Origin of the sequence: Actinoallomurus vinaceus (assembly GCF_039542055.1) — a bacterium.
GTDB classification, from domain to species: Bacteria; Actinomycetota; Actinomycetes; order Streptosporangiales; family Streptosporangiaceae; genus Actinoallomurus; species Actinoallomurus vinaceus.
The window spans coordinates 88,251-113,484 of the sequence record NZ_BAABHK010000013.1; the positions used below are offsets into that span (position 1 = coordinate 88,251).

The 25,234-nt window shown below is 70.4% G+C and carries 22 protein-coding genes; 12 read left to right on the forward strand and 10 right to left on the reverse strand.

Annotated elements, in window-relative coordinates; translation table 11 throughout:
* Positions 1–174 precede the first annotated feature (174 nt).
* A complete protein-coding gene (locus tag ABEA24_RS36565; protein ID WP_345437035.1) occupies positions 175–5,865 on the forward strand; it encodes a hypothetical protein in 5,691 nt (1,896 codons plus the stop codon).
* Positions 5,866–6,014: 149 nt separating this feature from the next.
* Positions 6,015–7,316, forward strand: a complete 1,302-nt coding sequence (locus ABEA24_RS36570; protein WP_345437037.1) for a hypothetical protein — start codon at positions 6,015–6,017, stop codon at positions 7,314–7,316.
* Positions 7,317–7,364: 48 nt separating this feature from the next.
* Here the strand turns inward: ABEA24_RS36570 and ABEA24_RS36575 are convergent, their stop codons facing one another.
* Complete coding sequence (locus tag ABEA24_RS36575) at positions 7,365–8,195, reverse strand: alpha/beta fold hydrolase (protein WP_345437039.1); 831 nt, start codon at positions 8,193–8,195, stop codon at positions 7,365–7,367.
* A gap of 50 nt (positions 8,196–8,245) precedes the next feature.
* Here ABEA24_RS36575 and ABEA24_RS36580 point away from each other — a divergent pair, with 50 nt between their 5' ends.
* Positions 8,246–8,827: a CGNR zinc finger domain-containing protein gene (locus ABEA24_RS36580; protein WP_345437041.1), complete on the forward strand. Its 582-nt coding sequence runs from the start codon at positions 8,246–8,248 to the stop codon at positions 8,825–8,827.
* 51 nt (positions 8,828–8,878) lie between these two features.
* A complete protein-coding gene (locus ABEA24_RS36585) occupies positions 8,879–9,829 on the forward strand; it encodes a DUF6891 domain-containing protein (RefSeq protein ID WP_345437043.1) in 951 nt (316 codons plus the stop codon).
* A gap of 4 nt (positions 9,830–9,833) precedes the next feature.
* On the opposite strand, the gene ABEA24_RS36590 is transcribed toward ABEA24_RS36585, so the two are convergent.
* The 3 genes from ABEA24_RS36590 to ABEA24_RS36600 form a co-directional block, all read right to left on the reverse strand.
* Entirely contained in the window at positions 9,834–10,199 is a 366-nt protein-coding gene (locus tag ABEA24_RS36590) for a MerR family transcriptional regulator (protein ID WP_345437045.1), read from the reverse strand.
* A 103-nt stretch (positions 10,200–10,302) separates the two neighbouring features.
* Positions 10,303–11,493 (reverse strand): serine hydrolase domain-containing protein, encoded by a 1,191-nt coding sequence (locus tag ABEA24_RS36595; protein WP_345437047.1) that lies wholly within the window; start codon positions 11,491–11,493, stop codon positions 10,303–10,305.
* A 164-nt stretch (positions 11,494–11,657) separates the two neighbouring features.
* On the reverse strand, positions 11,658–12,803 hold the full coding sequence (locus ABEA24_RS36600) for an acetyl-CoA C-acetyltransferase (protein WP_345437049.1): 1,146 nt from the start codon (positions 12,801–12,803) through the stop codon (positions 11,658–11,660).
* 246 nt (positions 12,804–13,049) lie between these two features.
* Between ABEA24_RS36600 and tnpA the strand changes: the two genes are divergently transcribed.
* The 4 genes from tnpA to soxR all read left to right on the forward strand — a co-directional run bounded on the left by tnpA (position 13,050) and on the right by soxR (position 14,622).
* Positions 13,050–13,484, forward strand: a complete 435-nt coding sequence (gene tnpA, locus ABEA24_RS36605) for an IS200/IS605 family transposase (RefSeq protein WP_345437051.1) — start codon at positions 13,050–13,052, stop codon at positions 13,482–13,484.
* The gene (locus ABEA24_RS36610) at positions 13,481–13,780 is read left to right on the forward strand and encodes a helix-turn-helix domain-containing protein (RefSeq protein WP_345437053.1); all 300 of its coding nucleotides are present in this window, start codon (positions 13,481–13,483) and stop codon (positions 13,778–13,780) included. Before tnpA ends, ABEA24_RS36610 begins: the two co-directional genes overlap by 4 nt.
* A 16-nt stretch (positions 13,781–13,796) precedes the next feature.
* Positions 13,797–13,994, forward strand: coding sequence for a zinc ribbon domain-containing protein (locus ABEA24_RS36615; protein WP_345437055.1), 198 nt, complete (start codon positions 13,797–13,799; stop codon positions 13,992–13,994).
* A gap of 79 nt (positions 13,995–14,073) precedes the next feature.
* Positions 14,074–14,622 carry a redox-sensitive transcriptional activator SoxR gene (gene soxR, locus ABEA24_RS36620; protein ID WP_345437057.1) on the forward strand — a complete coding sequence of 183 codons (549 nt, stop codon included), beginning with the start codon at positions 14,074–14,076 and terminating at the stop codon, positions 14,620–14,622.
* Here the strand turns inward: soxR and ABEA24_RS36625 are convergent.
* On the reverse strand, positions 14,610–15,005 hold the full coding sequence (locus ABEA24_RS36625) for an ArsR/SmtB family transcription factor (protein ID WP_345437059.1): 396 nt from the start codon (positions 15,003–15,005) through the stop codon (positions 14,610–14,612). The two genes, soxR and ABEA24_RS36625, sit on opposite strands and share 13 nt — an antisense overlap.
* 62 nt (positions 15,006–15,067) lie before the next feature.
* Between ABEA24_RS36625 and ABEA24_RS36630 the strand changes: the two genes are divergently transcribed.
* Both ABEA24_RS36630 and ABEA24_RS36635 read left to right on the forward strand, forming a co-directional pair.
* The gene (locus tag ABEA24_RS36630; RefSeq protein WP_345437061.1) at positions 15,068–16,063 is read left to right on the forward strand and encodes a quinone oxidoreductase family protein; all 996 of its coding nucleotides are present in this window, start codon (positions 15,068–15,070) and stop codon (positions 16,061–16,063) included.
* Positions 16,064–16,142: 79 nt separating this feature from the next.
* Positions 16,143–17,408 (forward strand): MFS transporter, encoded by a 1,266-nt coding sequence (locus ABEA24_RS36635; protein ID WP_345437063.1) that lies wholly within the window; start codon positions 16,143–16,145, stop codon positions 17,406–17,408.
* A gap of 43 nt (positions 17,409–17,451) precedes the next feature.
* On the opposite strand, the gene ABEA24_RS36640 is transcribed toward ABEA24_RS36635, so the two are convergent.
* Both ABEA24_RS36640 and ABEA24_RS36645 read right to left on the reverse strand, forming a co-directional pair.
* On the reverse strand, positions 17,452–17,922 hold the full coding sequence (locus ABEA24_RS36640; RefSeq protein WP_345437065.1) for an aegerolysin family protein: 471 nt from the start codon (positions 17,920–17,922) through the stop codon (positions 17,452–17,454).
* Between the two features lie 503 nt (positions 17,923–18,425).
* Positions 18,426–18,722: a hypothetical protein gene (locus tag ABEA24_RS36645; protein ID WP_345437067.1), complete on the reverse strand. Its 297-nt coding sequence runs from the start codon at positions 18,720–18,722 to the stop codon at positions 18,426–18,428.
* Positions 18,723–18,851: 129 nt separating this feature from the next.
* Between ABEA24_RS36645 and ABEA24_RS36650 the strand changes: the two genes are divergently transcribed.
* The gene (locus tag ABEA24_RS36650; protein WP_345437069.1) at positions 18,852–20,096 is read left to right on the forward strand and encodes a helix-turn-helix domain-containing protein; all 1,245 of its coding nucleotides are present in this window, start codon (positions 18,852–18,854) and stop codon (positions 20,094–20,096) included.
* Positions 20,097–20,112: 16 nt separating this feature from the next.
* Here the strand turns inward: ABEA24_RS36650 and ABEA24_RS36655 are convergent, their stop codons facing one another.
* The 3 genes from ABEA24_RS36655 to ABEA24_RS36665 form a co-directional block, all read right to left on the reverse strand.
* Positions 20,113–21,924 carry an APC family permease gene (locus ABEA24_RS36655; protein WP_345437071.1) on the reverse strand — a complete coding sequence of 604 codons (1,812 nt, stop codon included), beginning with the start codon at positions 21,922–21,924 and terminating at the stop codon, positions 20,113–20,115.
* Between the two features lie 268 nt (positions 21,925–22,192).
* Positions 22,193–22,738: a TetR/AcrR family transcriptional regulator gene (locus ABEA24_RS36660; protein WP_345437073.1), complete on the reverse strand. Its 546-nt coding sequence runs from the start codon at positions 22,736–22,738 to the stop codon at positions 22,193–22,195.
* Positions 22,739–22,962: 224 nt separating this feature from the next.
* Positions 22,963–23,778, reverse strand: a complete 816-nt coding sequence (locus tag ABEA24_RS36665) for a helix-turn-helix transcriptional regulator (protein ID WP_345437075.1) — start codon at positions 23,776–23,778, stop codon at positions 22,963–22,965.
* Between the two features lie 71 nt (positions 23,779–23,849).
* On the opposite strand from ABEA24_RS36665, the gene ABEA24_RS36670 reads away from it, so the two are divergent.
* Positions 23,850–25,223 (forward strand): MFS transporter, encoded by a 1,374-nt coding sequence (locus ABEA24_RS36670; protein WP_345437078.1) that lies wholly within the window; start codon positions 23,850–23,852, stop codon positions 25,221–25,223.
* The last annotated feature ends 11 nt before the right edge of the window (positions 25,224–25,234 follow it).

The following is a 25,234-nucleotide window of genomic DNA, read 5'->3' on the forward strand; positions in this document are numbered from 1 at the left end:
CTCGATCATCCGGCCGGTGACGTTCTCGGCGTAGTCGCGCCAGGCCGCGACGGCGTCGATCGTCTGCAGGAAGCTGTGCTCGCCCCATAGGGCCAGCGTGGGTCATCCCTTCGACCGGTTTCATCGCCTTGCAACCCTCTTGGCGTTGCGTGACCGCTCTGGCAGTATCCCGGCATGGGGACGTCGGAGGCAGGGCTCAGGGCATGGTTGATGGGTCTGGACGACCACTCGCTTCGAGCGTTGCTGCTTCTTCCGGGACCGTTGCCGGTGCTGTCGGGTATCGGAGCCACACGCAATGGCGCCGCACTGCGGATCGGGCGGCGTGAGCTGCTCTCCGCCCGCGTCGCACTGAGCCGTGCCCAGAGCCGCGAGCTGACCCTGGTGGCAAAAGCCGCCGTCGCGCACGCGAGGTACACGCTGGAACGACGCTTCGGGTACTCGGAGTCGGATCTCGCCGAACCGGACCTGCCCGCGCTGACCGCGATGTTAGGACGCCTCGAGCCCGTGCTGGCACGGCTGACCATGTACGGCATCGTCATCCGCGAGGCTCCGGCGAGTCGGCTGGTGCTAGAGCACTGGGATGAGCTCCTGGTGGCCGCTGCCGGCCCCGGCGAGCCCTGCGGGTCGGGACAGGACGACGGCGCCTCCGCCGGGCTTCCTTCATCGACGCGGCCGCCGGAGCGGGCGGTGGAAACGGAAGAGGGCGACGCTGTGCCGGAACGAACCACCGGAGCCGACCTGACCGCCGCGGCCGAGGCGCTTCGCGCCCGGGCCGCCTCCCTGGCGGAGACGCTGGACCATGCGGCCGCACAGGTTCGTGCCGGTTCGCGAGTACCGGAGCGGCTCATCGATGAGCTGTCCATGTGGTCAACGGAGCGGGCCAGGCTGTCCGCCCGGCTCGTCGAGGCCGGTCGCTCCTGGCCGGGCGAGGCCGGCTTCGCCGAACTGCATCGGCTCGCGGAAGAGATCCGGGCCGAGGAAGAGACGGAGACCAGGCGGGCCGAGGAACTGGCCGAGTTGCGCGCTCAGCACGAGCAACTCTCCGGGATCATCGCGGCGACGTCACCGGGCGCGCCGCATGTCAGGCCGCTTCACGCATCCCTCCTTATCCTGGAAGACCGGATATCTGCCCTGCTCGGCGGAGTGACTGCGCCCGATAGGGCACCCTCGGACGAGCGCAAGCCTCCCTCGGAGGGCCCATCCACCGATGCGTCCGATGCTCCCGGGCCGTCACAGGCTGGAGGACACGCGGAGAATCCGGCGTCGGCCACCCACCGACGCCGCGAGACACCCGTGGTGCCGACGGCGACGCCAGCCGGCCCAGATACACCAAACGCCCCTGGCACGTCGGCGGCAGACGGCGAGCCGAAGTCGGTGCTCTTGGGCATCCCAGATGAGGGCCCACCCGACCCTGTACCCGCGACACCGCACGACAAGAATGTCGCGACCGCACCCCCCGACTCGTCACCCAGCGCGGAAGAGCCCGCCTCAAGCGGGGGTCAGGCGCCGAATACCGGGTTCCTCCCTTGGCAGCCGCTCGCCACAGAGGCCGACACCGCGCATCCTGGGGTGCAGGAGTCGCCGGTCGCGCGGCTCGTGGGTGAGGGCAGGCTCCAGGAGGCCTACTGGCTGACCGCCGGCTCGAGCGAGAAGACGCACCGGGCCGAGTGTCTGGCCTTCGCCCACGCCTCTTTCTCTTGCGGCGGCGAGGGCGAGGCGGCCGCGGTCTTGACCGGCTTCGTTCCGGACGTCGATGTGCTCCGGCCCGACCGGCCGGCATTCGTACTGACCGCCGTGGCGTCCGTGCGGGCGGGCATGCTGGTCGGCTGGCAGAATGACTTCCTGCTTCAGACCGACCTCTCCAGCATGACAACCGGTGTGTGGGGACGGTTCCTCGAAAGCGCCGTCGGCGTGTTGCGCCATTACAAACGGGTCGACCCCGTGGGGAACGGGCTGAGCGCCACCAGGGAACCGGCTCTCACCCGGGAGCGCCTGGCGGCCGAGGCGACCGAGCTCGTGACCGACCTGCCGCGCCAGCGGATCGGCTACACGCGCGCCACCCAGGTCAGGACGCGGCTGCTCCGCCAGGAACAACCGCTCGGGAGGGCCTTGGCCGTCATCCGCTCCTGGGCCGACGGGCAGGCCGATGCCACGGCGCTCGAAGCGGTCTGGGAGCTGTTCCGCAAGCGAGGCTCGGCCGAGCGCATGATCGAGGAAGCGGACGCGGCGATCCGCACCCCGAAACAGGCCAAGGAACCGATCGAGGCGGCGGCGAAACGAGCGCTGCTGCGCAGCATCGACCAGGTGTCCGACCTGCTCTCCCGCGCTCGGGCACTGGCCGCGCCCGCGGACGACCGCGCCGACTGCATCACGGCGCTACGCCGGTCCCTGGAGCGGGTCCGCGATGAGGCACCGCTGCCGGGCGTTGAGGGAGCCGCCCTCATACGGCTGCGCACATGGTTGCTCGGCGAGGATCGCCCCATCGCCCCGGTGCCCGTCTTGGAAGCCGAAGCCCGGCAGCCCGAGGAACAACCAGGGGCCGAGTCGCTGCTTGCCGCCCCGGACCTGCCGCGTTCTCACGAAGGCACTCCCCTCCCCGACGCGGACGGGTTCGCCGATGCGCTCCTGTCACTGCTGGATCCCATCGACAGCCGCGCGGTGCTGCGCGCCTACTGTCGGCGCGGCGACCTCCATCTGGCCGACGCTTTCGTCGCCGCCCTCGAGCGCGACCTGGTTCCGTGTGTGCCGGCGGGTCGCGATGCCATTCCGGTCGACTGGCGTCAGTGGCGCGAGACCGAATGGGCGCGCTGGTCGAACGAACACCGCGAGACGCACCTGGCCGCAACGGGTCTGCTGGCCGAGCTGCGGACCCAGCAGAATCTGGACCCGCAGACGGAGCGCGATTACACCGGACGGCTGGAGCAGTTGGGACGGCCCGTGCCGGAGGGGGCCTTCGGCGGTACGGTCGCCCGGATCCGGTCGCTACAGGATGAGCTGCGTTCGCTGGTCGAGGAGTACGTCGAACGTCTTCGGGGCAGCCTCAACGCGCTGAACCTGCCTGTGGACGAGCGGGAGCGGCTCACCGCACTGCTCGACGCGGGGGACACGGTGACCGCCGAAGAGTGCCTCGCGCTGCTACGCAAAGGTGACCCCCTCCCCGACTGGAGCGGTACCGATTGGGGTGCGGAGCTCGACGGTTTCACTGCCGGCCTGGAACTCGAGTCGGCCGTCAAGGCCGGCCCACAGGGCTACTCCGCCCGTCCCTGGGCCGATCACTTCCGCGAAGGGCAGCCGCTCACGGCGAGCGCCGACAACGCGCTGGACGCCTGGGACAAGCTATGCGACCCGGGCGTCCGTGGCTCGGAGTGGCAGAAACACGTACCTTCGGTACTGCGCCTGCTCGGCCTGGAGTGCGCGCACACGCCGGTACGCGAGGACCGCCGTGTGCGCGGTCTGCTCCGGCTGACGGCCCGCGCGACGCCGATCGAATCGGCGCCCGGCTACGTCGCCGCGCTCGGTTCCGCGGCCTCCGCCTACACGATCCTGGTGGTCTCCGACGAGCAGCGCGGCCGAAGCCCGCTGGACCTGCTGGACAGCGGCGACACCGGCGCCTGCATCATCATCTACCTGTACCCCCTCGGGCTCGGGGGCCGCCGGGTGATGGCCGAAAAGGTGCGCACATCGTCTCAGCAGGCGCTCGTGGTGGATCCGGCCGTGTTCGGCTGGGTCGCCGCACGGTCGCCGCGTTCCTTCCGTGCGGCTCAGCGGGTGACCCTGCCCTGGACAGCCTTCAACCCGTATACGCCTTTCGTCGCTGGGCTGGTGCCGCCGGAGGTCTTCTACGGTCGTGGGCAGGAGATGACTACCGTCACCGACCCGCTCGGCGCCCTGTTCCTCTACGGCGGACGTCAGTTGGGCAAGTCGGCGCTGCTTCGCAAGGTGGAGGCGACATTTCCCGACACGCCCGAGCGCAAGGCGATCTACCTCGACCTCAAGGCCCGCGGGGTAGGCGAGGCCGAGCCCGCCGAACGGATCTGGCCGGTGCTCGCCGCTGAACTGCAACGCGTTGGAGTTCTCGGCAGCAAGGTCTCGCCCGAGGCAGGGCCGGACGTGATGCTGAGCCAGGTGCACCGCTGGCTGGAGGAGAATCCCCAGCGGCGGGTGCTGGTGCTCGCCGACGAGGCGGACGCCTTCCTCACCGCCGATTCGAAACCGGTGCCCGGCCGTGGCGGCGACGGAACGTTCGCGAATGTCGTCCGGCTCAAAGGCCTCATGGACCGCACCGACCGGCGCTTCAAGATCGTTTTTGCGGGCCTGCACCAAGTGCAGCGCTTCAGCCACCTGTCGAACGTGCCGCTGACGCACGGCGGGCCGGACGTGCTCATCGGGCCGCTGAAGCCGGCCGAAGCACAGCGCCTCGTGGTCGAACCGATGGCCGCCTTCGGCTACCGCTTCGAACGTCCGGAACTCGTCTGGCGCGTTCTCGCCGCGACGAACTACCAGGCATGCCTGGTCCAGATCTTCTGTGATCGGCTCGTGGCGGCGCTGCGGGAGAAGTCCCTGGGCTCGGCGCAATGGCCGATCACCGTGACCGACGAGGACGTTCGCGCGGTGGCGAGCTCCGCTCAGGTGCACCGCCACATCGCCGAGCGGCTCCGGATCACGATCAACCTTGAGGACCGCTACCGCGTGCTCGCCCTGGTGATCGCCCTGCGCAGCCAGGCGGACGGCTTCAACCGTGGCTACAGCGCTGACGAACTGCTGCGCGCCGCCAAGCAGCATTGGCGGGAGGGGTTCAGCTCGCTCACCGCCAGCGACGTACGAATCTACCTGGACGAGATGGTCGGACTCGGCCTGCTGATCCAGCAAGCCGACCGGAGGCGCTACGCCGTGCGCAGCCCGAACGTCGTGCACATGCTCGGTACCCGCGAAGATCTCGAACTCGAGTTGCGACAGACCGAGTTCGATTTGCCGTACGACTACAACCCCCGCTTCTCCCGGCGCCTGGTGGGACAGGACAAGGAGGGCATCACCCGGTACAGCCCGCTGACCGAGGATCAGCTGCACCTTGCCACCAGCCGAGGACTGTCGGCAGTCTGCCTGACCGCGGCGTTCGCCCCCGCGCTCGTCAAGGCGGCGGTGCGGTCCTACTCCGATGCCCGGGACCTGCGCGTGCGCGACGCCACGGCCGACGACCTGCCCGACGTGCTGGCCCAGGACGTACGAGGCCGCAAGCCCAGCATCGTCCTGGCCGACCTGCGCGGCTGTCCGGAGGCAGTCCTGACGGGATGTATCGAACGGCTCAGCCGGCACACATCGCGGGGTGAGTTGCACCGCGGGGCCGTGCTCCTGGTCGATCCCATCACCTGGGACGGCCGACAGGACGAAGCGGTCACCAGCGTCGTGCACCCCGAACGGTGGAACGCCGACAGCCTGCGGGCCTGGCCTGAGTGTCCCTTCGACACACCGGACAACCGACGTCAGCTGGTGGAGGTCACCGGAGGGTGGCCGAAGCTGGTGGAGCGCACCGTGCACCGCACTTCCCGCCAGGGCGCCACCTTGAAGGCGGCACTGGACGAGATGCTCCTTTTCACGGGGCGGATGGAGTTCGCCCACAAGCACATCGAAGATGTACAGCTCGACGCCCGTCAGCTCGGGCTGCTCTCCGAATGGACCGCGTATCTGGAGCCGGGTGAGGCCTCCAGCCCCGCCGACATCGCCTCTGTCACCGGCCTCGAGCTGGAGGAGATCCACGCGCTGACGCGGCGGCTGGTCGAACACGGGGTGCTCGACGACGGGGAGGACGGGTACGCACTCGACTGGGTGACCTTCCGTGCGCTTAAGTCACTACGGGACTCTCGGTGACTCTCGCCCTGACCACCGATCCGATCGCTCTGCCTGGCGTACGGGTCTGGCTGCGCCGTCTCTTGGGGGACCTTGAGCGCGGAAGAAGCTGCCTCTGCCTGCTTCCCGATGTCCACAGGGACGCACCGGCTGAGACACTTCTGGGCGAGATGCTGCACGAGCTCGGCGACTTCTTGCTCCTGCCGCCCGCAGAGCCGGATCGCATTCCACGGATACCATCGCCGCGTGCCCCACAGGCCTCACCGACCGGCCAGTGGACGACGGCGGAGCCGACGCTGGACTACGACGACGGCCTGTCGGACTTCGACAGCCACGCCCGGCCATCCCCACCGGCGACAGCGGCGCCCGATCCATCGGTCCCCATGCGGTCCGCGGCAGCAGAACTGCTGGAACGGCTGACCAAGGAGCTCCGCGATCCCTACTGGGAAGGAAGCCCTCCCACGGAGGGGCTGGATGATGTACTGGCGCGCTTGACCGAGGACCGGCCGGTTTCCCCCGACACACGGGTGATCGTCGTACGGGCCTGGCGTGAGACGTCTCCCACCGCCGCGACCGACCTGCTCCGGCGGCTGACCGCCGCCGTCAAAGAGGCCGGGCTGCCCCCAGCCCGGCGCCCGCGCATGCTCGTCGTGGCCACCCCATCAGATCTACCCCCAGAGCTGCCAGATCAGATCTCCCGCGAGGACACCACCGTCCACTGGTGGTGGGGAGTCCTCGGCCGGTTGGACACCGCCACGGTCGTCTCCGTCACCCGGCCACACTCACCTGGCCCGGCAGCACACCACCAGCTCCTGGAATCGGTCGTACAAGCGACGGTGGTCGAGGTATGTGGGCCCTTCCTCGACCTGGCGACGGAACTCGCCGCCCGCTGGGACGGTGTTCCGGAAACCCTTCCCGATGAGCTGAGACATGCAGTCAGCGCCGTCACCAGGGGGCATGCCCTGATGGCCATCACGCACCGGGCGCGTCGTTCAGCCCTTGAGCCGGACAACACGCTGCGACCTGGCTGGGATCTGGGGTTGCTCGATGCGTGGGACGGGCAACTGCGTTGCCATCCGGGGTGCGAGCCCGATCTGGCGCAGACCGTAAAAACAAGACTGTGGCTCGCCCAGAACCGTGTCCTCCTCCCCCTGCTCGACGACGCACGTGAGGAGTTCACCGAGGTGATCCGACACAGGTCCCGGCTGCCGGCCCCCCAGCTCGTTGAGCGCTACCGTTCGCGCCCGGTGGGCACTTCGCCCGCGTTCTCGGCGAATGGTGGGACCGCCGAGGCGCTCATGGGAATGGAACTCGGCGCCATGTGGGGAGCCCACCTCAACAGTCACGTCAGGCTGTCCCGCACGGAGGCTGACCGGCTTCACGTGCTGTGGGACGCCCGCAACCGCCTAGCCCATCGCACCGCGCTCGACGACCGGCGGTTGAAACGACTGGTGACGGAGCTCTGCCGTTGACCATCCCGGCTCCCGGAGCCGCCACCCCGCGGACGGCCACAGACGGCTTCAGAGCCGAGGGAGGAAACGGCAGAGCCGTTCCAGGACGGCGTCGGGGCGCTCCTCGGCGAGGAAGTGGCCGCAGTCCTCGATCATCCGGCCGGTGACGTTCTCGGCGTAGTCGCGCCAGACCGCGACGGCGTCGATCGTCTGCAGGAAGCTGTGCTCGCCCCACAGGGCCAGCAGCGGCATCGGGATCCGCCGGCCGGCGTCGGCCTCGTCGTGCTCCTCGTCCTCCCGGAACGCCCGGTAGTCGTCGAAGCCCGCCCGCAGCGCGCCCGGCCGCGAGAACGCCCGGACGTACTCCGCGATGTCCTCCTCCGGGAGCGGCACGTGCGCCCAGCTGTCGATGAGGTACCGCACGTACGCCTCGGGATTCGCCCCGGCGAGGAGTTCGGGCAGGTCGGGCTGCAGGTGGAAGAGCCAGTGCCAGGTGCGGCGGGCCAGGTCGGCGTCCATCCGCCGCCACATCTCGCGCGTCGGGATGATGTCCATGACGACGAGCCGCTCGATGTCCCCGGGGTGGTCGAGCGCCCAGCGGTGCGCCACGCGGGCGCCCCGGTCGTGGCCGATCACCGTGGCCGAGTCGTACCCGAGGTCGTGGATGAGCCGATGCAGGTCCTCGGCGCGGGTGCGCTTGTCGTGGCCGTCCGTCGGCAGGTCGCTGCGCCCGTAGCCGCGCAGGTCGGGAACCAGGACCGTGTACGCCTCGCCGAGCGGCCCGACGAGGTGCCGCCAGCAGTGCCCGGTCTGCGGCCAGCCGTGCAGCAGGACGAGAAGCGGCCCGTCACCCGTCCGCCGGTAGTGCAGGCGGATGCCGTTGACCGTTGCGATCGCCATCTCTAACCCCCTTATGCGGTTAGCGCCGATTCTAACCATAAGATGGGGTTATGGGAGATTGGCTCTGGTACGGAGGCCGGCCGAGCGTCGACCTGGTCAACACGATCCGCGACCGCAAACTCGGCGGCCGCGAGACGCTGCGCACCGCCGCCGACCTGGAGGCGTGGCTGCGCGCGGCCGACCTGCCCGGCGTTCCCGCCGACGACGACCTGCGGGCCACCCGCCGCCTGCGCGAGGCGATCGACCTCCTGGCGTTCCCCGCCGCGAGCGCCCCGGACCGCGGCACGGTCGCGGAGGCCGGCGACGCCCTTCCCCGCACCGCCCGGGAGGCGGCGGACGTGATCAACGCGGCGATCGCGGCGGCGCCGCCGGTCCCCCGCCTGGCGCTGGACGGCGCGGGACGTCCCATCAGCGCGCCACGCGACGAGTCGACGGCGGCGGCGCTGGCCGTGCTGGCGGTCGACGCCGTCGGACTGCTCACCGGCGACGACCTGCTGCGGGTGTGCGCCGCGCACGACTGCGGCATCCGCTTCGTCGACCGCTCTCCGGCGCGCAACCGGCAGTGGTGCTCGATGCGCCGGTGCGGCAACCGCACCAAGGCCCGGCGGCACTACGACCGCACCCGGACATGAGATCGCGCGGATCCACGACGGAGTGTCACCGCCGGTCGTCATAATCGCCGGATGATCGACAGCGAGGACCGCGACCTGCTGCGGAACTTCATCCGCCAAGCCCTGGCCATCGGCGACGAGGATTTCGACACCATCGTCGAGGAGTGCGTCGACTACCTCGACACCGCACCCGACTCCGACCTGGTCGCCGAGGCGGCCACCGAGATCGCCAAGGAGGAGTTCGCGGCCTACCTCGCCGACCAGGCGACCTGGCCGGACGTCCTCGACACCGACCGGCTGTTCCAGGCGTTCCAGGACCTCGAGGCGGCCGGCATCGTGGCGCGGGCGGACTTCACCTGCTGCCAGAACTGCGGGGTCACCGAGATCGGCGGCGAGGTGCCGGAGGGCACCGAGACGCGCGGCTACACCTTCTGCCACCGCCAGGACGTCGAGGCCGCCGTCGAGGGATCCGCGCTCTACCTCTCGTACGGCGCCTTCGACGGAGACGACGCCGCCGCCACGCGGATCGGCGAGGAGGTCGCCGCGACGCTGCGCCGGCACGGCCTGGCTCCCAAGTGGAACGGCGATCTCGCCACGCGGATCTCCGTCTCCATGACCTGGCGAGAACGACGCTTCGGCGAGCTCGCCGCCTGGCCCGGAGGTCCCGAGCCGGAGGTCGCCGGCCCGCTCCAGGTGACCTACTGCGACTACGCCCGGGGCCGCACGCAGGACGACGCGGTCGCGATGTCGCTCGCGGAGTCCCGCCGCGTTCTGGTCGACCTGACGCCCCGGAAGGGCAACTTCGCCACGTTCGAGGGCCGGTCCGGCGCGATCGTGCAGGTGATGTGGGAGGACGGTCCCCGGCTGTGGCTGGAGAGCCCGGACTCCGACGCGCGGTGCTCGCGGGGCCGCCACGTGACGCCGTCCGAGGCGGAGGAGCTGATCGGCGTCCTCGCCGACGAGGACCGGGTCGACCTGGCCCGGCTCGGCGACCTGGAGGTCAGGCCCTGGCCGGTCCCGTGAGCCCTCAGATCGGAGGGATCCGCTCGCGTCGCATCCGCGGGATCGCCGGACGCTTCTCCAGCTGGAAGACGCGGTCCCAGGCCGCGTCGAGCTGCGCTTCCAGCTCCCGGATGCGCTTCTCCAGGCCGACGATGTGGCGGATGCCGACCAGGGTGACACCCTCATCGGCGAGCTCGATGACGCGCCGGATCCGGCCGATCTCGTACGCCGAATAACGGCGATGGCCGCCGGGGGTGCGCCGGGGGCTCACGACGCCGTACCGATCAAGACGATGCAGGAACCTCCGGCGTGTCTCCAGCATCGCGGCGGCCTGCCCGACGGAGTACAGCGGCCGGTGTTCTTCTTCAGTGAGGACCATGACGCGTGCCATCGTCGGGCACGGGGCACGCGTCGCATGGGCGCTACACGCCCGGGTTGTGGGCTTCTTTACGAAGGCCGCGCCCGGGAAGGCGCGACCTTCGGACGATGCCGCGTCAGCCGCCCGACAGCAGATCCGGGTCGATGGTGGCGGCGGCGATCTTGCTCACGTACGGGCTCTCGGAGCCGTCCTTGTTGCCCGTCGGGGTCAGTGAGTACACGACCGTCCGGCGCAGGTCGCGGGTGGCGAACATACCGCTCGTGTAGCCGGGCCGTGAGCCGGTCTTGCCCCAGATGGTGACGCCGTTCGGCATCGTCACCTTCGTCATGCCGACGCTGAAGCACGCCCGGCCCGCGGCCGGGCCCCTGTTGCACTCCTTGTCGTCGATGTACGGGACGTCGGGCGTGGTGAACATCTCCGTGAGCTGCCGGCGCGGCACGACCCGTCCCCGGAACAGCGCGTTGACGAAGCGGGTGAGGTCGGCGGTCGTGGAGATCATCCCGCCTTCCGCGGACGGCCACGGGCTCTGCTCGGACACGTCGTGCAGCGTCGTCTTCCCGTCCTCGGTGAGGGCGACGTACCCGTGCGCGTACGGACCGGGCAGGCGGACGTCGTCGCGGTCCGGCGCGTACGTGTCGCGCAGGTGGAGCGGCCGGATGATCCGCCGCCGCACCTCGTCGCCGTACGACCGGCCGGTCACCTTCTCGACGAGCATTCCGGCGAGGAAGTAGTTGGTGCCGTTGTACTGCTGCTTGGTACCGGGCGGGAAGACCATCGGGTTCTTGACCGAGTCGGCGACGATCTCCGCCAGCGTCCAGCTCTGAAGGCGGTGGTCGACGAACCACTGGGCGTCGCCGAACCCGAGGGTGCCGTCGGGCAGCCCGCTGGTGTGGTTCAGGATCTGCCGGACGGTGATCCTCGGGAAGGAGGCGGGCAGCACGCCGGGCAGGTAGTGCTGGACCGACTGGCCGAGGTCGATCCGGCGCTCGGCGGCGAGCTGCAGGATCACGGCGGCGGTGAACACCTTGGTGGCGCTGCCGATCCGGAACCGGCCGTCGGCGGGTACCGGCCCCCCGGTCTCGACGTCGCCGACTCCCGAGGTGCCCTGCCACCGCCCCGCCGGGCCGGTGACCTTGACGATGGCGCTGGTGACGGTCCCGTTCGGCAGCCCGGAGATCGCCGCGCGCAGGAGGTCCGGCTTCAGCGGCGGCAGAGGTGCCGTGGCCGCGGCTGAGGCGGCCGGGGCGAGGCCGGCGCCGACGACGGCGGTCAGGGCGAGGGCTGCGAGGGAGGCTCGTTTCTTCATGACCCTCATCCTCGGGACCGGCGCCGGCGATGGGATCGCCGACGTGCGCGATCTTCGGCCCTCACCGGCGCGACCGATGCCCCGCCGCTCACTCCCTCCCGCAGGGGAGGTGAGCGGCTCTCCGCGACACGGAGGGCGGGGCGCCCCGCCCTCCGTGTCGGCCGTCAGAGTCGCTCGATGACGGTGGCGTTGGCCTGGCCGCCGCCCTCGCACATCGTCTGCAGGCCGTAGCGGCCGCCGGTGCGCTCCAGCTCGTGCAGGAGCTTGGTCATCAGGATGCTGCCCGTCGCGCCGAGCGGGTGGCCGAGGGCGATCGCGCCGCCGTTCGGGTTGGTCTTCTCCAGCGAGGCGCCCGTCTCCCGGGCCCACGCCAGCGGGACCGGCGCGAACGCCTCGTTGACCTCGAACACGTCGATGTCGTCGATCGTCAGGCCGCCGCGCCGCAGGGCCTTCTCGGTCGCCGGGATCGGCCCGGTCAGCATGTACACCGGGTCGGAGCCCTCGACGACGAGCGTGTGGATGCGCGCCCGCGGGGTCAGGTCGTGCTCCCGGACGGCCTCCTCCGAGGCGATCAGCAGCGCGCCGGCGCCGACGGAGATCTGGGAGGCGATGGCCGCGGTCAGCTCCCAGCCCTCGCGCAGGGGCTTCAGCCCGGCCATCTTCTCCAGCGAGGTGTCCGGGCGGGCACCCTCGTCCTTGGTCACTCCGGCGATCGGCGCGGTCTCCCGGTCGAAGTAGCCGTTCTCGATCGCGTTGACCGCGCGCCGGTGGCTCTCCAGGGCGAACGCCTCGAGGTCACCACGCTTGAAACCCCACTTCTCGCACATCAACTGCGCGCCGCGGAACTGGGAGATCTCCTGGTCGCCGTACCGCGCGGACCAGCCCTCGCCGTACGGGAACGGCATGCCCTTCTCCAGGGCCATGGCGACGCTGGAGCCCATGGGGACCATGCCCATGTTCTCCACGCCGGAGGCCACGACGAGATCCTGGGTGCCGGACAGGACGCCCTGGGCGGCGAAGTGGATCGCCTGCTGGGACGATCCGCACTGGCGGTCGATGGTGACACCGGGCACCCGCTCGGGCAGCCCGGCGGACAGCCACGCCGTACGGGCGAGGTCGAGCGACTGCGGGCCGACCTGCATGACGCAGCCCATGATGACGTCGTCGACCGCCTCGGGGTCGACGCCTGTGCGCTCGACCAGTTCCTTGAGCACGTGCGCGCCCAGGTCGGCCGGGTGCACGGCGGCGAGCGCGCCCTTCTTCGTGCCTACCGGGGTACGGACCGCTCCGACGATGTACGCCTCGGCCACGACGCCTCCAAGTCTCTTCTCGGGGTTCCGTCCCAACAAGAACCGAACACGATTCGGTCAGTACGAGCTTACCTCGCCCCGCTCGCCCGTCCATCAGGCTTCTCCAAGGGAATCACCGGCTTCGGTCGGCAGGGGAGGTGAAGGGCCCCTTCAGGGCCCTTCACGGCCGGGACGGCCGCCCACCACGCATGTGGCGAGCCCAGGACCCTACAATTCGTGTGCAAGTGATGCCTGTGTGTTAGTAGGGTGGCTGTGACCAGGGCGGTTCGCCGGTTCTCCAGCGGCGTGTACGACCTGGGGTTGCACGTGGTGTGGTGCTCGAAGTACCGCCGCCCGGTCCTCGAAGGCCGGGTCGCGGCACGCCTGGAGGAGTTGGTCCGGGTCAAGGTCGACGAACGGGGGTGGGAGATCGTGGCGCTGGAAGTGATGCCCGACCACGTCCATCTGTTCGTCAAGCACGATCCGAAGTCGTCGGCCTCGTATGTCGCGAACCAGTTCAAGGGCTTGATCTCCCGTGTGCTGCGCCAGGAGTTCCCGCACCTGCGGTCGAAGCTTCCGACCTTGTGGCCATCGTCGTACTTCGCGGCCTCGGCCGGCGAGGTGAGCGCCGAGACGGTGCAGTGGTACCTCGATACCCAGTCCGAACGGCCCTGGACGAAGGTGAAGGAGGACGGCTCGTGATCCGCGCCTACAAGTTCCTCCTGCGTCCCACGGCCCGTCAGGCCCTCGTGCTGGGTGAGATGTTGGGGGATCACTGCTCGCTGTACAACGGCGCTCTGGAGCACCGTCGGACGGCCTACCGCAGGGCGGGTGTGACGATCCGTTATGGCGAGCAGTCGGCGGAGTTGAAGGCGATCCGCGCTGAGGATCCCGGCGGCGTTCCTGCCGAACGGCGCCGCCGCCAAGGCCGGGCTCAACCGCAGCATCCTGGATGCGGGTTGGGGGCAGTTCCTGGCAATCCTGGCGGACAAGGCTGAAAGCGCCGGTCGGCTGGTGATCCCGGTGGACGCCCGCAACACCTCCCGCACCTGCCCGCCTTCCGCCGGAGGCTGCGGGCACCTCAGCGCGGACAACCGCCTCACCCAAGCAAGGTTCCAGTGCACGGCGTGTGGCCTCACCGCCAACGCCGACCACGTCGGCGCGACGAATGTCCTCAACAGGGCCGGGCTGGCCCTCTGCGACGTGGCCTAGCCACCGACACAGAAAGCCCGCGCGGTCACGCGTAGGTGGAGTCACATGACCGAGCTCTCAGGAATCTAGGGTTGGGAGCATGGAACACCCCCGATGGGACGCCGGCGAGCTCACCGTGGGACAGCTGGCCGCGCGCAGCGGCGTCGCCGTCTCGGCCCTGCACTTCTACGAGGCCAAGGGACTGATCCGCAGCCGCCGCACGGCGGGCAACCAGCGCCGCTATGCCCGGGACGTCCTGCGGCGCGTGGCGTTCATCCGGGTCTCCCAGCGCGTCGGCGTCCCGCTGAGCCGGATCCGGGAGGCCCTCGCCCAGCTCCCGGAGGAGCGCACCCCGACCCGCAAGGACTGGGAACGGCTGTCCGCCACGTGGCGGAGCGAGCTCGACGAGCGCATCGAGCAGTTGCAACGACTGCGCGACGACCTGACCGACTGCATCGGCTGCGGCTGCCTGTCCCTGAGCCGGTGCCGCCTGTCCAACCCGTTCGACCGGCTGGGCGAGGAGGGCTCCGGCCCCCGGCGCCTACTCGCCGAGAACTCACCTGCGGCCGCCGTCGCGTCCTCCGAGGAGCCGGTGGCGGCCGGGGCCGCGGCGGACGCGGCCGCCTGCGACGGCGATCAGTGCGGCTGACCGGGACCGCCCGCCGCTGAGACGGGCGGCGACGCCTGCCGCTCGTACGCCGTGACGACGGCGTCGAGCAGCCCCGGGAAGCGGGCCTCCAGGTCGTCCCGCCGCAGTGTGGTCCACCGTCGGTTGCCGTCCTCCCGCTGACGGATGACGCCCGCCTCGCGGAGCACCCGGAAGTGGTGCGTGAGCGTCGAGGGCGCGACATCCACGGGGAACGTCCCGCACGCCCGCTCCGGATCGGCGCGCAGCGTCTGGACGATCGTCATCCGCGTGGGATCCGACAGCGCGTGCAGGATGTCCAGCACGTCCAGCTCGTCGGCCTCCGGGTGGGTCAGCGCACGGCGTTGCGATCGGGGCATCGAGACGACCTCTCTTTCGACAACCATCGTACAACTGTGGTACGACTTTCGTCATACGACGAACGTCGAAAGTCGAACGAGGAGACGTCATGCGTGCTCTGGTCATGACCGCGCCATCGCAGGGCCCCGACCGTACGGAGGTCCGGGACGTGGCGGCACCGCGCCCCGGCGCCGGGGAGGTGACCATCGACGTCGCCCACGCGGGGATCAACTTCATCGACGTGATGGCCCGCCGCGGCGACACCGGCTACGCGTCCTGGCCCTTCGCGCCGGGCAAGGAGGTGGCCGGGACCGTTCGGGAGGTCGGCGCGGGCGTCACGAGCCTGGCCGCCGGGCAGCGGGTGGCGGCGCTCCTGCCGGGAGCCGGCGGGCTGGCGGAGGTCGCCGTCGCACCGGCCGCGCTCACCGTCCCGGTCCCCGACGAGGTGCCGTCGGCCGTCGCCGCGGCGGCCCCGCTGATGCTCGCCACCGCCCTGCTGCTGCTCACGGACGCCGCCCGGTTCGCCCCCGGCGAGACCGTGCTGGTGCACTCGGCGAGCGGAGGCGTCGGCGGCGCGGTGGCGCAGCTCGTCCCGGCGCTGGGCGGCGGACGGCTCGTCGGCACCGTGGGCCGCGCCGACAAGATCCCCGCGGCCCTGAAGAGCGGCTACGACGCCGCCGTCGCCCGCGAGGGCGACCTGGCCGAGGCGGTACGAGCGGCCACCGGCGACGGCGTCGACGTCGTCCTGGATCCGCTGGGCACCGCGCTGCTGGACGCCGACCTGGAGGTGATCAATCCAAGCGGGCGTGTCGTGCTGTTCGGCAACGCGGGCGGCGGGCAGGCCGCCGCGCTCCCCGGCCTCGACCGACTGCGCGCGGGAAACGTCGCCATCGGCGGGTTCAGCATCAGCGCCTTGGCGGTCACGGCGCCCGAACGCGTGGCGGTGGCGCTGCGCCGCGTCCTCGGCCTCGTCGCCGAGGGGCGGCTGGACGTCCCGGTCACCGAGATCGGGTCGCTGGCCGAGGCCCCCGCCGCCCACCAGCTGCTCGCCGACGGGCGCGGCACCGGCAAGTACGTCGCGCGAATCATCGCGGCGGATTCCTGACAGGAGATGTCAGCCGGGACCGGCGATCATCGGTACGGCCGCCGACCGCGGCCGACCGACCACACTTGCCGAGGACGCCGTGCACCCCCACAACGACGCCCGGATCCGGCGGGCCGAGCGCCTGCTGATCCCCGCCACCTTCATCACCTCGCTGGGCAACAACATCCAGCTGATCGCCGCGGCGCTGCTGCTCGTCCGGGCCGAGCGGACGATGCTGGCGGTCGGCTGGCTGTTCATCGCGGTCGCCGCTCCCCAGGCGGTGCTGTCCCCCTTCTTCGGCCGCGTCGCCGACCGCTTCGACCGCCGTACGCTCTGGGTCTGCTGTGATCTGGCCGGCGCGGTCGCCGCGCTGGCCCTGCCGGCCGGGCTGGCGGCCGGGGCGCCGACGGACGCCGTCGTCTACGCCGCCAACCTGGCGCTGGCGGTGGTCGCCACCCTGTTCGTGCCGGTCAGCGCGGGCCTGATCAAGGAGCGGGTCCGGCCCGCCGAGTTGCGCCGGTTCAACGCCAACTACGAGATCGCGATGCAGGCCGGGATGCTGCTGTCGGCGTCGGTCGGCGGCTTCGCGGTCCAGTGGTTCGGGGCCGTGCCGCTCTTCGCGTTCAACGCCGGCACGTTCGCCGCCTCGGCGCTGTGCGTGTTCGCGGTCGGCCGCCGGCCCGCGCACCCGGACCCCGAGCCGGTGACCGGCCCGCAGGACGCGCCCGCCGAGGCGGGCCGGCGCATGGCCACCGGCTGGCTCATCCTCCTGTACGCCCAGGGCAGCGTCGTCGTGACGGTCTTCAACGCGCTCCTGCCCGTCCTCGTCGTGGGCGAGCTGCATCGCGGCAGCGCGATCCTCGGCCTGGTCGACGCCCTCGGCGGCACCGGCTTCCTGCTCGCGGCGGCGGCGTACCGCCTGGTCGGCCACCGGCTCGGCGACCTGCGCATCGCCCTGGCCGGGTACCTGCTGTGCAACGGCCTGCTGATCCTGCAACCGCGGTACGGCGTCGCCGGGCTGATGCCGTTGGTGCTCATCGGCGCGTGCGGGTTCGGGCAGGCGCGCATCGCGTCGCGGGCGCTGCTGCTCGCCTCGGCCCCCGAGCACCGCATCGGGCGGGTGTTCGGCGTCGCCAACGCCTGCGCCCTCGCCGGCACGGTCGCCGTCATGCTCGTCGTGGCGACGATCACCGACCGCTCGGACACCCGGTACGGCTTCGCGGCCCTGGCCGCCATCAGCATCCTCGCCGCCGCCATCCCCGCCGTCGCCCTCGCCCGAGGGTCGCGTCGCGTGCGCCCGCCCGAGCCGGAGGTCTGCGGCGACGGCCCCGACCCCGACGATCTCCAGCGAGCGATGGCCTCATGAAGCCGGCGGGAGATGCCGCATGGGGCATCTCCCGCCGGATCCGTCAGGCGGGCAGGAAGCTCACGGACACGCCCGCGTGGTTTCCGGAGCCGCCGACGATGTTGGAGCGGAAGGCCCCGTCGGTGCCGGCGCTGTCATAGGAGTTCGATCCGATGAATGGATTGTCCCAGTGGAAATGGATCCGCTTGTTGTTGTTGCCCGGATTCCGGCAGGACTGAGTGAAGTAGTCCGCTTCTCCCTCGGTTCCGGTGGCGACCCCGTGGGACACCGACTCCCACCGTCCCTGGTCGCCCAGCAGGATGAGCTGCGGCGGCTGGCTCTCCCACTCGCCGTGGTCGAGGCGCGCGGTGACGAGGAGCAGGTCGCAGCGGGTGAGGTTGTTCAGGAACACCTCGACGCTACGAGCCGAGCCGGCGTTGGCCGGGGGAATGGACGCGAGGAGAGCGCCGCCCAGGGCGGCCGCGGCCACGGCACCCCTGAACCCGACCCGCGCGGGGATCCCGATGTTTCGCATGAGATTTCCTCTCTTGGAGGTCGAAGAATCTCGACGAGTCCAAGGTAGGAACGGCGACGGAAACGCGTTATCCCGAAACCTAGGGATTGCGGGCCGATGATATGTGAGTTCTCGTCCGACAGGACGATCGGCCATTGGCGAATCAGCCTAAACGATATCAGGCGACATATCACCGCATACGCATTTCACCCGACGGCTGCCGCTCACCCCCACTGCCGGATACCGTTGCCGTCCGAGGCCACGGCCACGTGCGGGCCTCCAGCACCGCGCGGGTGAGCTGGTCGGTATCGGCGGCCTCGACCAGCCGCCATCCGGACGGAACCCAGACGAGCGCCCACCACGACCGGGTACACCGCCCGAACCAGAAGACCAGCCCCGGGAACCGTCGGGAGATCACCCAGGCCTGATCGGGGTTCATGACAAGCCGCTGTCGGGCCGGGCGGGACGCTCCCATCCGAACCACAGCCGACAGAGGAACACGCTCGTCCACCGCAGCCGTCCCGTCATGACGCGTCGTCCCCGTCACGCGCTTTCGGGTATGCGGCGATTCGGTGTGCCGCCCCGGACACGTCGTCGGCCGCGTGCCGGTCCGTGTCGTCGCGTCGCCACACGAACGCCCCATCGGCGATCTGGATGGAGACCCGGGGCGTCGTCAGTCTCAAACGCACCGACAATGCCGGGCGGGCGTCGCTCATCTCGACCCGGATCCCGCGCTTGACCAGCTCCCGGCACAACTCGGTCAGCCGATCAACCTTCCAAGCATGGCTCCAGGTCCTCCGGGCGGGGATCTCCTCTCCCATCCGTATCTCCTTTGCATGCGTGTCGAGTGGGTAACTATGCGTTCCCACCTCACACCCGCTGAGGCATGATGAGAGGAGCCCCGGCTGTGGGCCGGTGACAGGCCCACAGCAGCCGACGAAAGCCGCCATATGAACGAGCAGACGCGACTTCCGATCGCCCTACTCCTCGCGCGTCTACGCGCCGAAGCGCAGTTGTCTCAGGCCGACCTATCAGGACGAGTTAATGAGATCTCGGGATCCAGCCTGACTCGTTGGGACATTTCGCGATATGAACGCGGTGGGCGCATTCCGACCGTTCATCTCCCCGCTTTAGCCATCGCGCTCGGTGTCGAGCTGAGCATGTTGGAGGAGGCCGCCTCGATCACCAGAGCGGTTCGCCAAGGAGAGGTCTCGGCCGTAACCGGGAACGGCGACGGCCGACAGCGCACCCCTGATGATGAAGAGCGGCTGATCCGGGCCGCGCGCAATCCATCGCGCGTTGACGCCGCCGTCGTTGCCGACCTGAGCGGAACGCTTGCAGGTCAGCGCCGCATCGAGGACATGATCGGGTCCGCAGCGATCATCGAGCCGGCCAAGGAACAACTCAAGCTCACTCTGCGGCTTCTCCGCGAAGCACGCGGTTCTCTGGCCGGGGATCTGGCCGCCACCGCGTCCGGCACGTCGCAGTTCAACGGCTGGCTCCATACCGCCACAGGCCGCCACGACGCCGCGGGAACCCTGTACGACCAGGCACTACGGCTCGGTATCCAGGCAGGCAACGCAGACCTGACGGCCACCGCCTTGTCCATGCAAGGGCATCTGGCGTGGGTGACCGGTGATATCGGCTCGATGGCCGCTCTATCGAATGCAGCCGCCGAGATGGCCACGGCCACCGGGACCCGGACCATGGCGATCCAGCAACGAGGCCGCGCACTCGCGATCATGGGCGACGAGGACGGTGCTCTGCACGCCATCGGTGAGGCAGAACAGGTCATCACCTGGAGTAAATCCGGCGATGACCCGGAGTCCCTCTACTTCTACGGGCCACAGCTCCTCACGATGCAGCGTGGCATCATCCTCACCTACCTGGCGGACAACCCGACCGCCTACGTCCGCGCGGCCAACACGATCTCAGACGCCCTCGAGGCCCTGCCCCCTGTCGTACGCGACTCCGAATGGGTCGCCTCGTACCGCGTCCGAGCCGCTGCCGCTTTCGCCGCCGGAGGTGAACCCGACGCCGCATCGGTGGGGTTGCGGCAAGCCCACGCGATCGTCTCCGCGACCGCAGGGCTCAAAACCCTCGGAGAGATCACCCGCGTACACGCCCGCATGGCCGCCAAGTGGCCCACCAACCCCCAGGTTGTCGAAATCGGAGAGCACATCACCGAGTACTGAGCGCGCTTGCTCCCACTTAGCTGGCGTGGATGCGGGGGCGTTGTTCGGGGTCCGGTTCGGCGCGTCGTAGGACCTCGCGGGTGACGGGGGCGACCTCGCCGTCGCCGAAGATCAGGAAGCGCAGGAGGTGGCCGAGGGGGTGGCCTTCGGTCCAGTTGAAGTAGGCGTGGGGGATCTGGCCGGTGCGGTCGCGCAGGGCCATCAGCACGGCGGCGATGGTGTTGGCGACGACCGGTCCCCGGACGGTCAGGATGGCGTTGCCGTAGCGTTTTTCGCCGGTGACGTCCAGGTCGGTGGTGAAGTCTGAGGAGTCGCTGACGGTGACCTCCAAGAAGAGCCGGTCGTCGGCGGCCGAGGTCGCGGTCTCCTCGCGGAAGCCGTTGCGTTTGTCGCGGTATTCGGCGGCGTCGCGGCGCTGGGGTTCATGCGCGATGATCCGCAGCGGTCCGGCGGCCACGGCCCGGTCGATCAGCGTGGTCGCGGTGGCGTCGAAGGTGACTCGGGTGCTGCGCAGTTCGAACGCCCGGTGCACCCGGGAGGCGAACGAGGTGATCAAGATCCCGAGGATGAACATTGAGGCGATCTTGATGCCGTCGGGCCGTTCGACGACGTTGGTGGCCAGCGTGTAGCCGAACACCGCGGTGATGAGGCCGAATCCGACGGTGGCGGCGTGCCGGCCCTTGGCGCGGGCGGCGATCGTCACGGCGAACGCCCCCGCCAGCATGAGCACCAGGACGCCGGTGGCGTAGGCGCCGCCTTGGGCGTCGACGTCGGCCTGAAACAGCACCGTGATGATCATCGCGATCGTCATGAACACCAGAACCAGCGGCCGGACCGCCCGTGCCCAGTCGGGGGCCATGCCATAGCGCGGCAGGTACCGCGGGACCAGGTTGAGCAGGCCGGCCAGAGCCGACGCGCCTGCGAACCACAAGATCGCGATAGTTGCGGCGTCGTAGACCGTGCCGAACGCTCCGCCCAGGTACCGGTGGGCCAGGTAGGCCAGGGCGCGGCCGTTGGCCTGCCCGCCGCGTTGGAACTCGTGGGCCGGGATGAGCAGAGTGGTGGCCAGGCTCGACAGCAGCAGGAATCCGCTCATGATCAGCGCGGCGGTCCTCAGCAGGCGGCGGGTGTTGCGGATCCGCCCGGCCGGGTGGGCCTCGGTATCGGAGGCGTCACCGCGCACCTGCGGCATCACCGCCACACCGGTCTCGAACCCCGACATGCCCAGCGCCAGTTTGGGGAACACCAGCAGGGCCACCCCGATCATGCCCAGGACCGAGCTGTGCTGGGTGGTGGCCGCCGCCCACCAGTCCTCCACCACGACCGGCCTGGCCGCCACGTGCCAGGCCGCCGTCACCAGCACCACCAGGTTCAGCGACAAGAAGACCGCCACCAGCGCGACGGCGATGCCGATCGCCTCCCGGAACCCCTTGAGGAACACCGCGCCCAGCGCGCCCACCATGACAAGGGTGATCCACACCCTGCTGCCGGCGGCCCCCGCAGGGGCCAGCGGATTGTGCACCAGGTGGGCTGTCGCATCCGCCGCCGACATCGTGATCGTGATGATGAAGTCGGTCGCTGCGAACCCCAGCAGCACCAGCACCAGCAGTTTGCCCGCCCACCAGGGCAGCAGCCGCTCCAGCATCGCGATCGAGCCCTCGCCGCGCGGGCTGTCGGCCGCCACCCGCCGGTAGACCGGCAGTGCCCCGAACAAGGTCAACGCGATCAGCACCAGGGTCGCCACCGGTGACAGCGGACCCGCCGCCAGCGCCGCGATACCCGGCTGGTAGCCCAGGGTGGAGAAATAGTCGACGCCCGTCAGGCACATCACCCGCCACCACGGGCGCCGGTGTCGCTCGCTCGAAACCGTCCCGTGCGGACCCGGGTGCCGCGCGCTCTGCCCGGTCAGCCCCTCCAGCAACCAACCCCGCCAACCCCGCCCTGGCGTCCTGTCCTGTTCGCCCTTCTGAGCAGGTACCTCAACCCCGGCCTGAGCCATCTCTACCGTTCCCCCAGCACAGATCCACCCGAGCTACCCGGGCACCAAAAGTCGATCACCAGCCGTACAGCAGGCGGCCGGCCGCCCATCGCGCTCGTCACCGCAGGGTCAGCAGCGCACGCAGGGAATCGGTTAGGGCCTCCCGGCCCAGGGGAGGCTCATCGTGCAGCATCGCCTGGATCATCACGCCGTCCAGGTACACCGTGATGGCCAAGGCAGCGGGTCCGGGAACGTGGACGGTCAGCAGATCGACCATCTCCTCGAACCAGCGGCGGGCGATCGGGCGCAACTCGGGCCGGTAGGCGGCGGCCAGGTACATCTCGACCATCAGCACCGACTGCTTGGCGTCCCGCATCTGCCCGGTGAACAGCTCCGCCAATGAGGCCGCCACGTCATCACTGGAGGCGATGCCCTCGGACAGCGAATGCACCGCTTGCACGAACACCTCACCGACGTACCCGATCGTCTCGTCGATCAGCTCCTCCAGCGAGGAGAAGTAGTACGTGGTGGAGCCCAGCGGAACGCCGGCGCGCTCGGCCACCAGCCGATGGGTGAGCTTGCCGACGCCGACCTCGGCGATCAGCTGCCCCGCCGCCTCGATGATGGCGCGGCGTCGCCCCTCCGGATCACGGGCAGCAACCACAGAACACCTCCACCTCATGCCCCACGTCCGAGCCCGCCCTGCTGGCCTGGCCCGCTCGTGTACATCAGTACAAGTACAAATGTACACAACGCCGTCGAATGCGGGTGACACGGACTTTGTTTCGGGCCCACCCGCCCACGCCGGAACACCGCCGGCCGAGAGAGCGGCAAGAGCCGAAAGGCAGAATCCGGGTGGCCATCCCCGCTTGCGCCCGCAGCCCGGCGTCAGGAGGCGTCGACCAGCGCCCGCAGCTTGGCGGCGGATTCGGGGTCGGCGGGAAGGTGGGCGGTGAGGACCTGCCCGGGGCGGCCGACGCACTCCAGCTTCACGTAGTCGAGCTCGATCAGGCCGACGGCCGGATGGTCGACGCGCTTGCGGGCCGGTCCGTGGCCACGGACGTCGTGGCCGGCCCACAGGTCGCGGAACTCCGGGCTTCTCTTCACCAGGTCGTCGGTGAGCGCGCGCATGCGCGGGTTGCCCGCCTGCTCGGCGGCCGCCGCCCGGAACTTGGCCACCATCGAGCGGGCGTCGGCCTCCCAGTCGACGACGCGCGCGCGGATCTCGGGACGGTTGAACATCAGCCAGATCACGTTGCGCTGCTCCGGCGGCAGCTCGTCGTACTCGGCGATCAGTGCCGCCTGCGCGCGGTTGTAGGCGAGGACGTCCCAGGTCTCGTTGGCGATGTAGGCGGGATGCGGGTCGAGGGAGTCGACGAACGCCCGCATCGTCGGATGCACGTCGGCCTTCTCGGCCGCCGGCGTGGCCGGCTGACCGGCCAGGGTGAACAGGTAGTCGTGCTCGGCCGGCGACAGCTGCAGCGTGCGGGCGAGCGCGTCGAGCACCTGCCGGCTTGGCGTGACGTCACGGGCCTGCTCGAGCCAGGTGTACCAGGTCGTGCTGACGCCGGCGAGCGTGGCGACCTCCTCCCGGCGCAGCCCCGGCGTACGGCGCCGCCCGCCCCCGGGCAGGCCGACGTCCTCAGGGGTGAGGCGTTCGCGGCGGAATCGGAGGAAGGTGGCGAGCTCATCACGGCTGGGCATTGGGCGGTACTCCTTATACCAGGATGAAGCACATCTGGTACCCGTTTACTGTTCCTCCCATCGTGGGAGGCATGACAGCTCTCACGCAAGCCCCCGAGCAGGCGGGGATCCGGCCGTGGCCCGCGCTGATCGCGGCGTACGCGGGTGTCTTCCTCACGATCAGCGACCTGTTCAAGGTGCTGGTGGCCGTCCCCGCGATCGAACGCGCCCTGCACGCGTCCCCGGCCGTCGGACAGCTCGTGCTCGCGGGATTCCAGCTCACCTACGCCGTCACGCTCGTCACCGGCGGGCGCCTAGGTGACCGGTACGGCCGGCGGCGGATGTTCTGTGCGGGAGTCGCGCTGTTCACCGTGGCGTCGGTGGCCAGCGGCCTGGCGCCGGACGCCGGACTCCTGGTCGCCGCCCGGCTCGTCCAGGGGGTCGGCTCCGCGCTCGCCCTGCCCCAGGCGTTCTCCCTCATTCAGGTGCTCTTCCCGCCGGACCGCCGGGACCGGCCGTTCGCCGTCATGGGCGCGGTCCTGGGCATGGCCTCGGTGGCGGGGCAGGTGCTCGGCGGGGTCATGCTCGAGATGCTGCCCTGGCGTGCGGTGTTCCTCGTGAACCTGCCCCTCGGCGCGGTGATCTTCCTGGCCGCCCGGGTCCTGATCCCGGAGTCGCGCGCCGCGACCGCCGGCCGGATCGACCGGCCCGGCACGGCCCTGCTCAGCGCCGCGCTGATCCTCCTCGTCCTGCCCCTGATCGAAGGCCGTCAGCTGGGCTGGCCGGTGTGGACGTGGCTCTGCCTGGCCGCCGCTCCCCTCGTGCTGGCCGCCTTCGCCGCCGCGGAACGCCGGGCCGGCGACCCGCTCGTCGACCTGCGGTTGTTCCGGGACCGTCCGTTCACCCTCGGCGTCGTAATCGTCCTGACCTGGTACGTGATGGTGAACGGCTTCAACTTCGTGATGGCGCTGGAGCTGCAGGAGGGCCTGCGGCTGTCCGCTCTGCGCGCCGGGCTGGCGTTCACGCCGTTCGCGCTCGCCTTCCTGGCGGGGTCGCTGGCCGCCGGCAGGCTTGCCCCGCTCCTCGGCCGCCGGCTGCTCGTCGTGGGTGCGTTGATCGCGGCGGCCGGGCTCACCGTGCTGCTCGTGGAGCCGTACACCACGGTCTCGATCATGGCGGCGACGGTCGTCCTCGGCGGGGGCATGGGGCTGGTGCAGACGCCGCTGCTCAACGTGGCCCTGAAGGGCGTACGGGAGGGGCACGTCGGCACCGCCTCGGGCGTGCTGGCAACGGCCCAGCAGGTCGGCGGCTCCGTGGGCGTCGCCCTGGTCGGCGTGGTGGTCTTCCGGGCGGTCCCCCGCGGCTGGGACCACGCGTTCGCGGCCGGGTGCGCGTTCGCCCTGGCCCTCGTACTCGCCGGTCTCGCCCTCATCCTCGCCCTGCCGCGCATGCCGCGGGACGCGTAGCGATTCAGCCG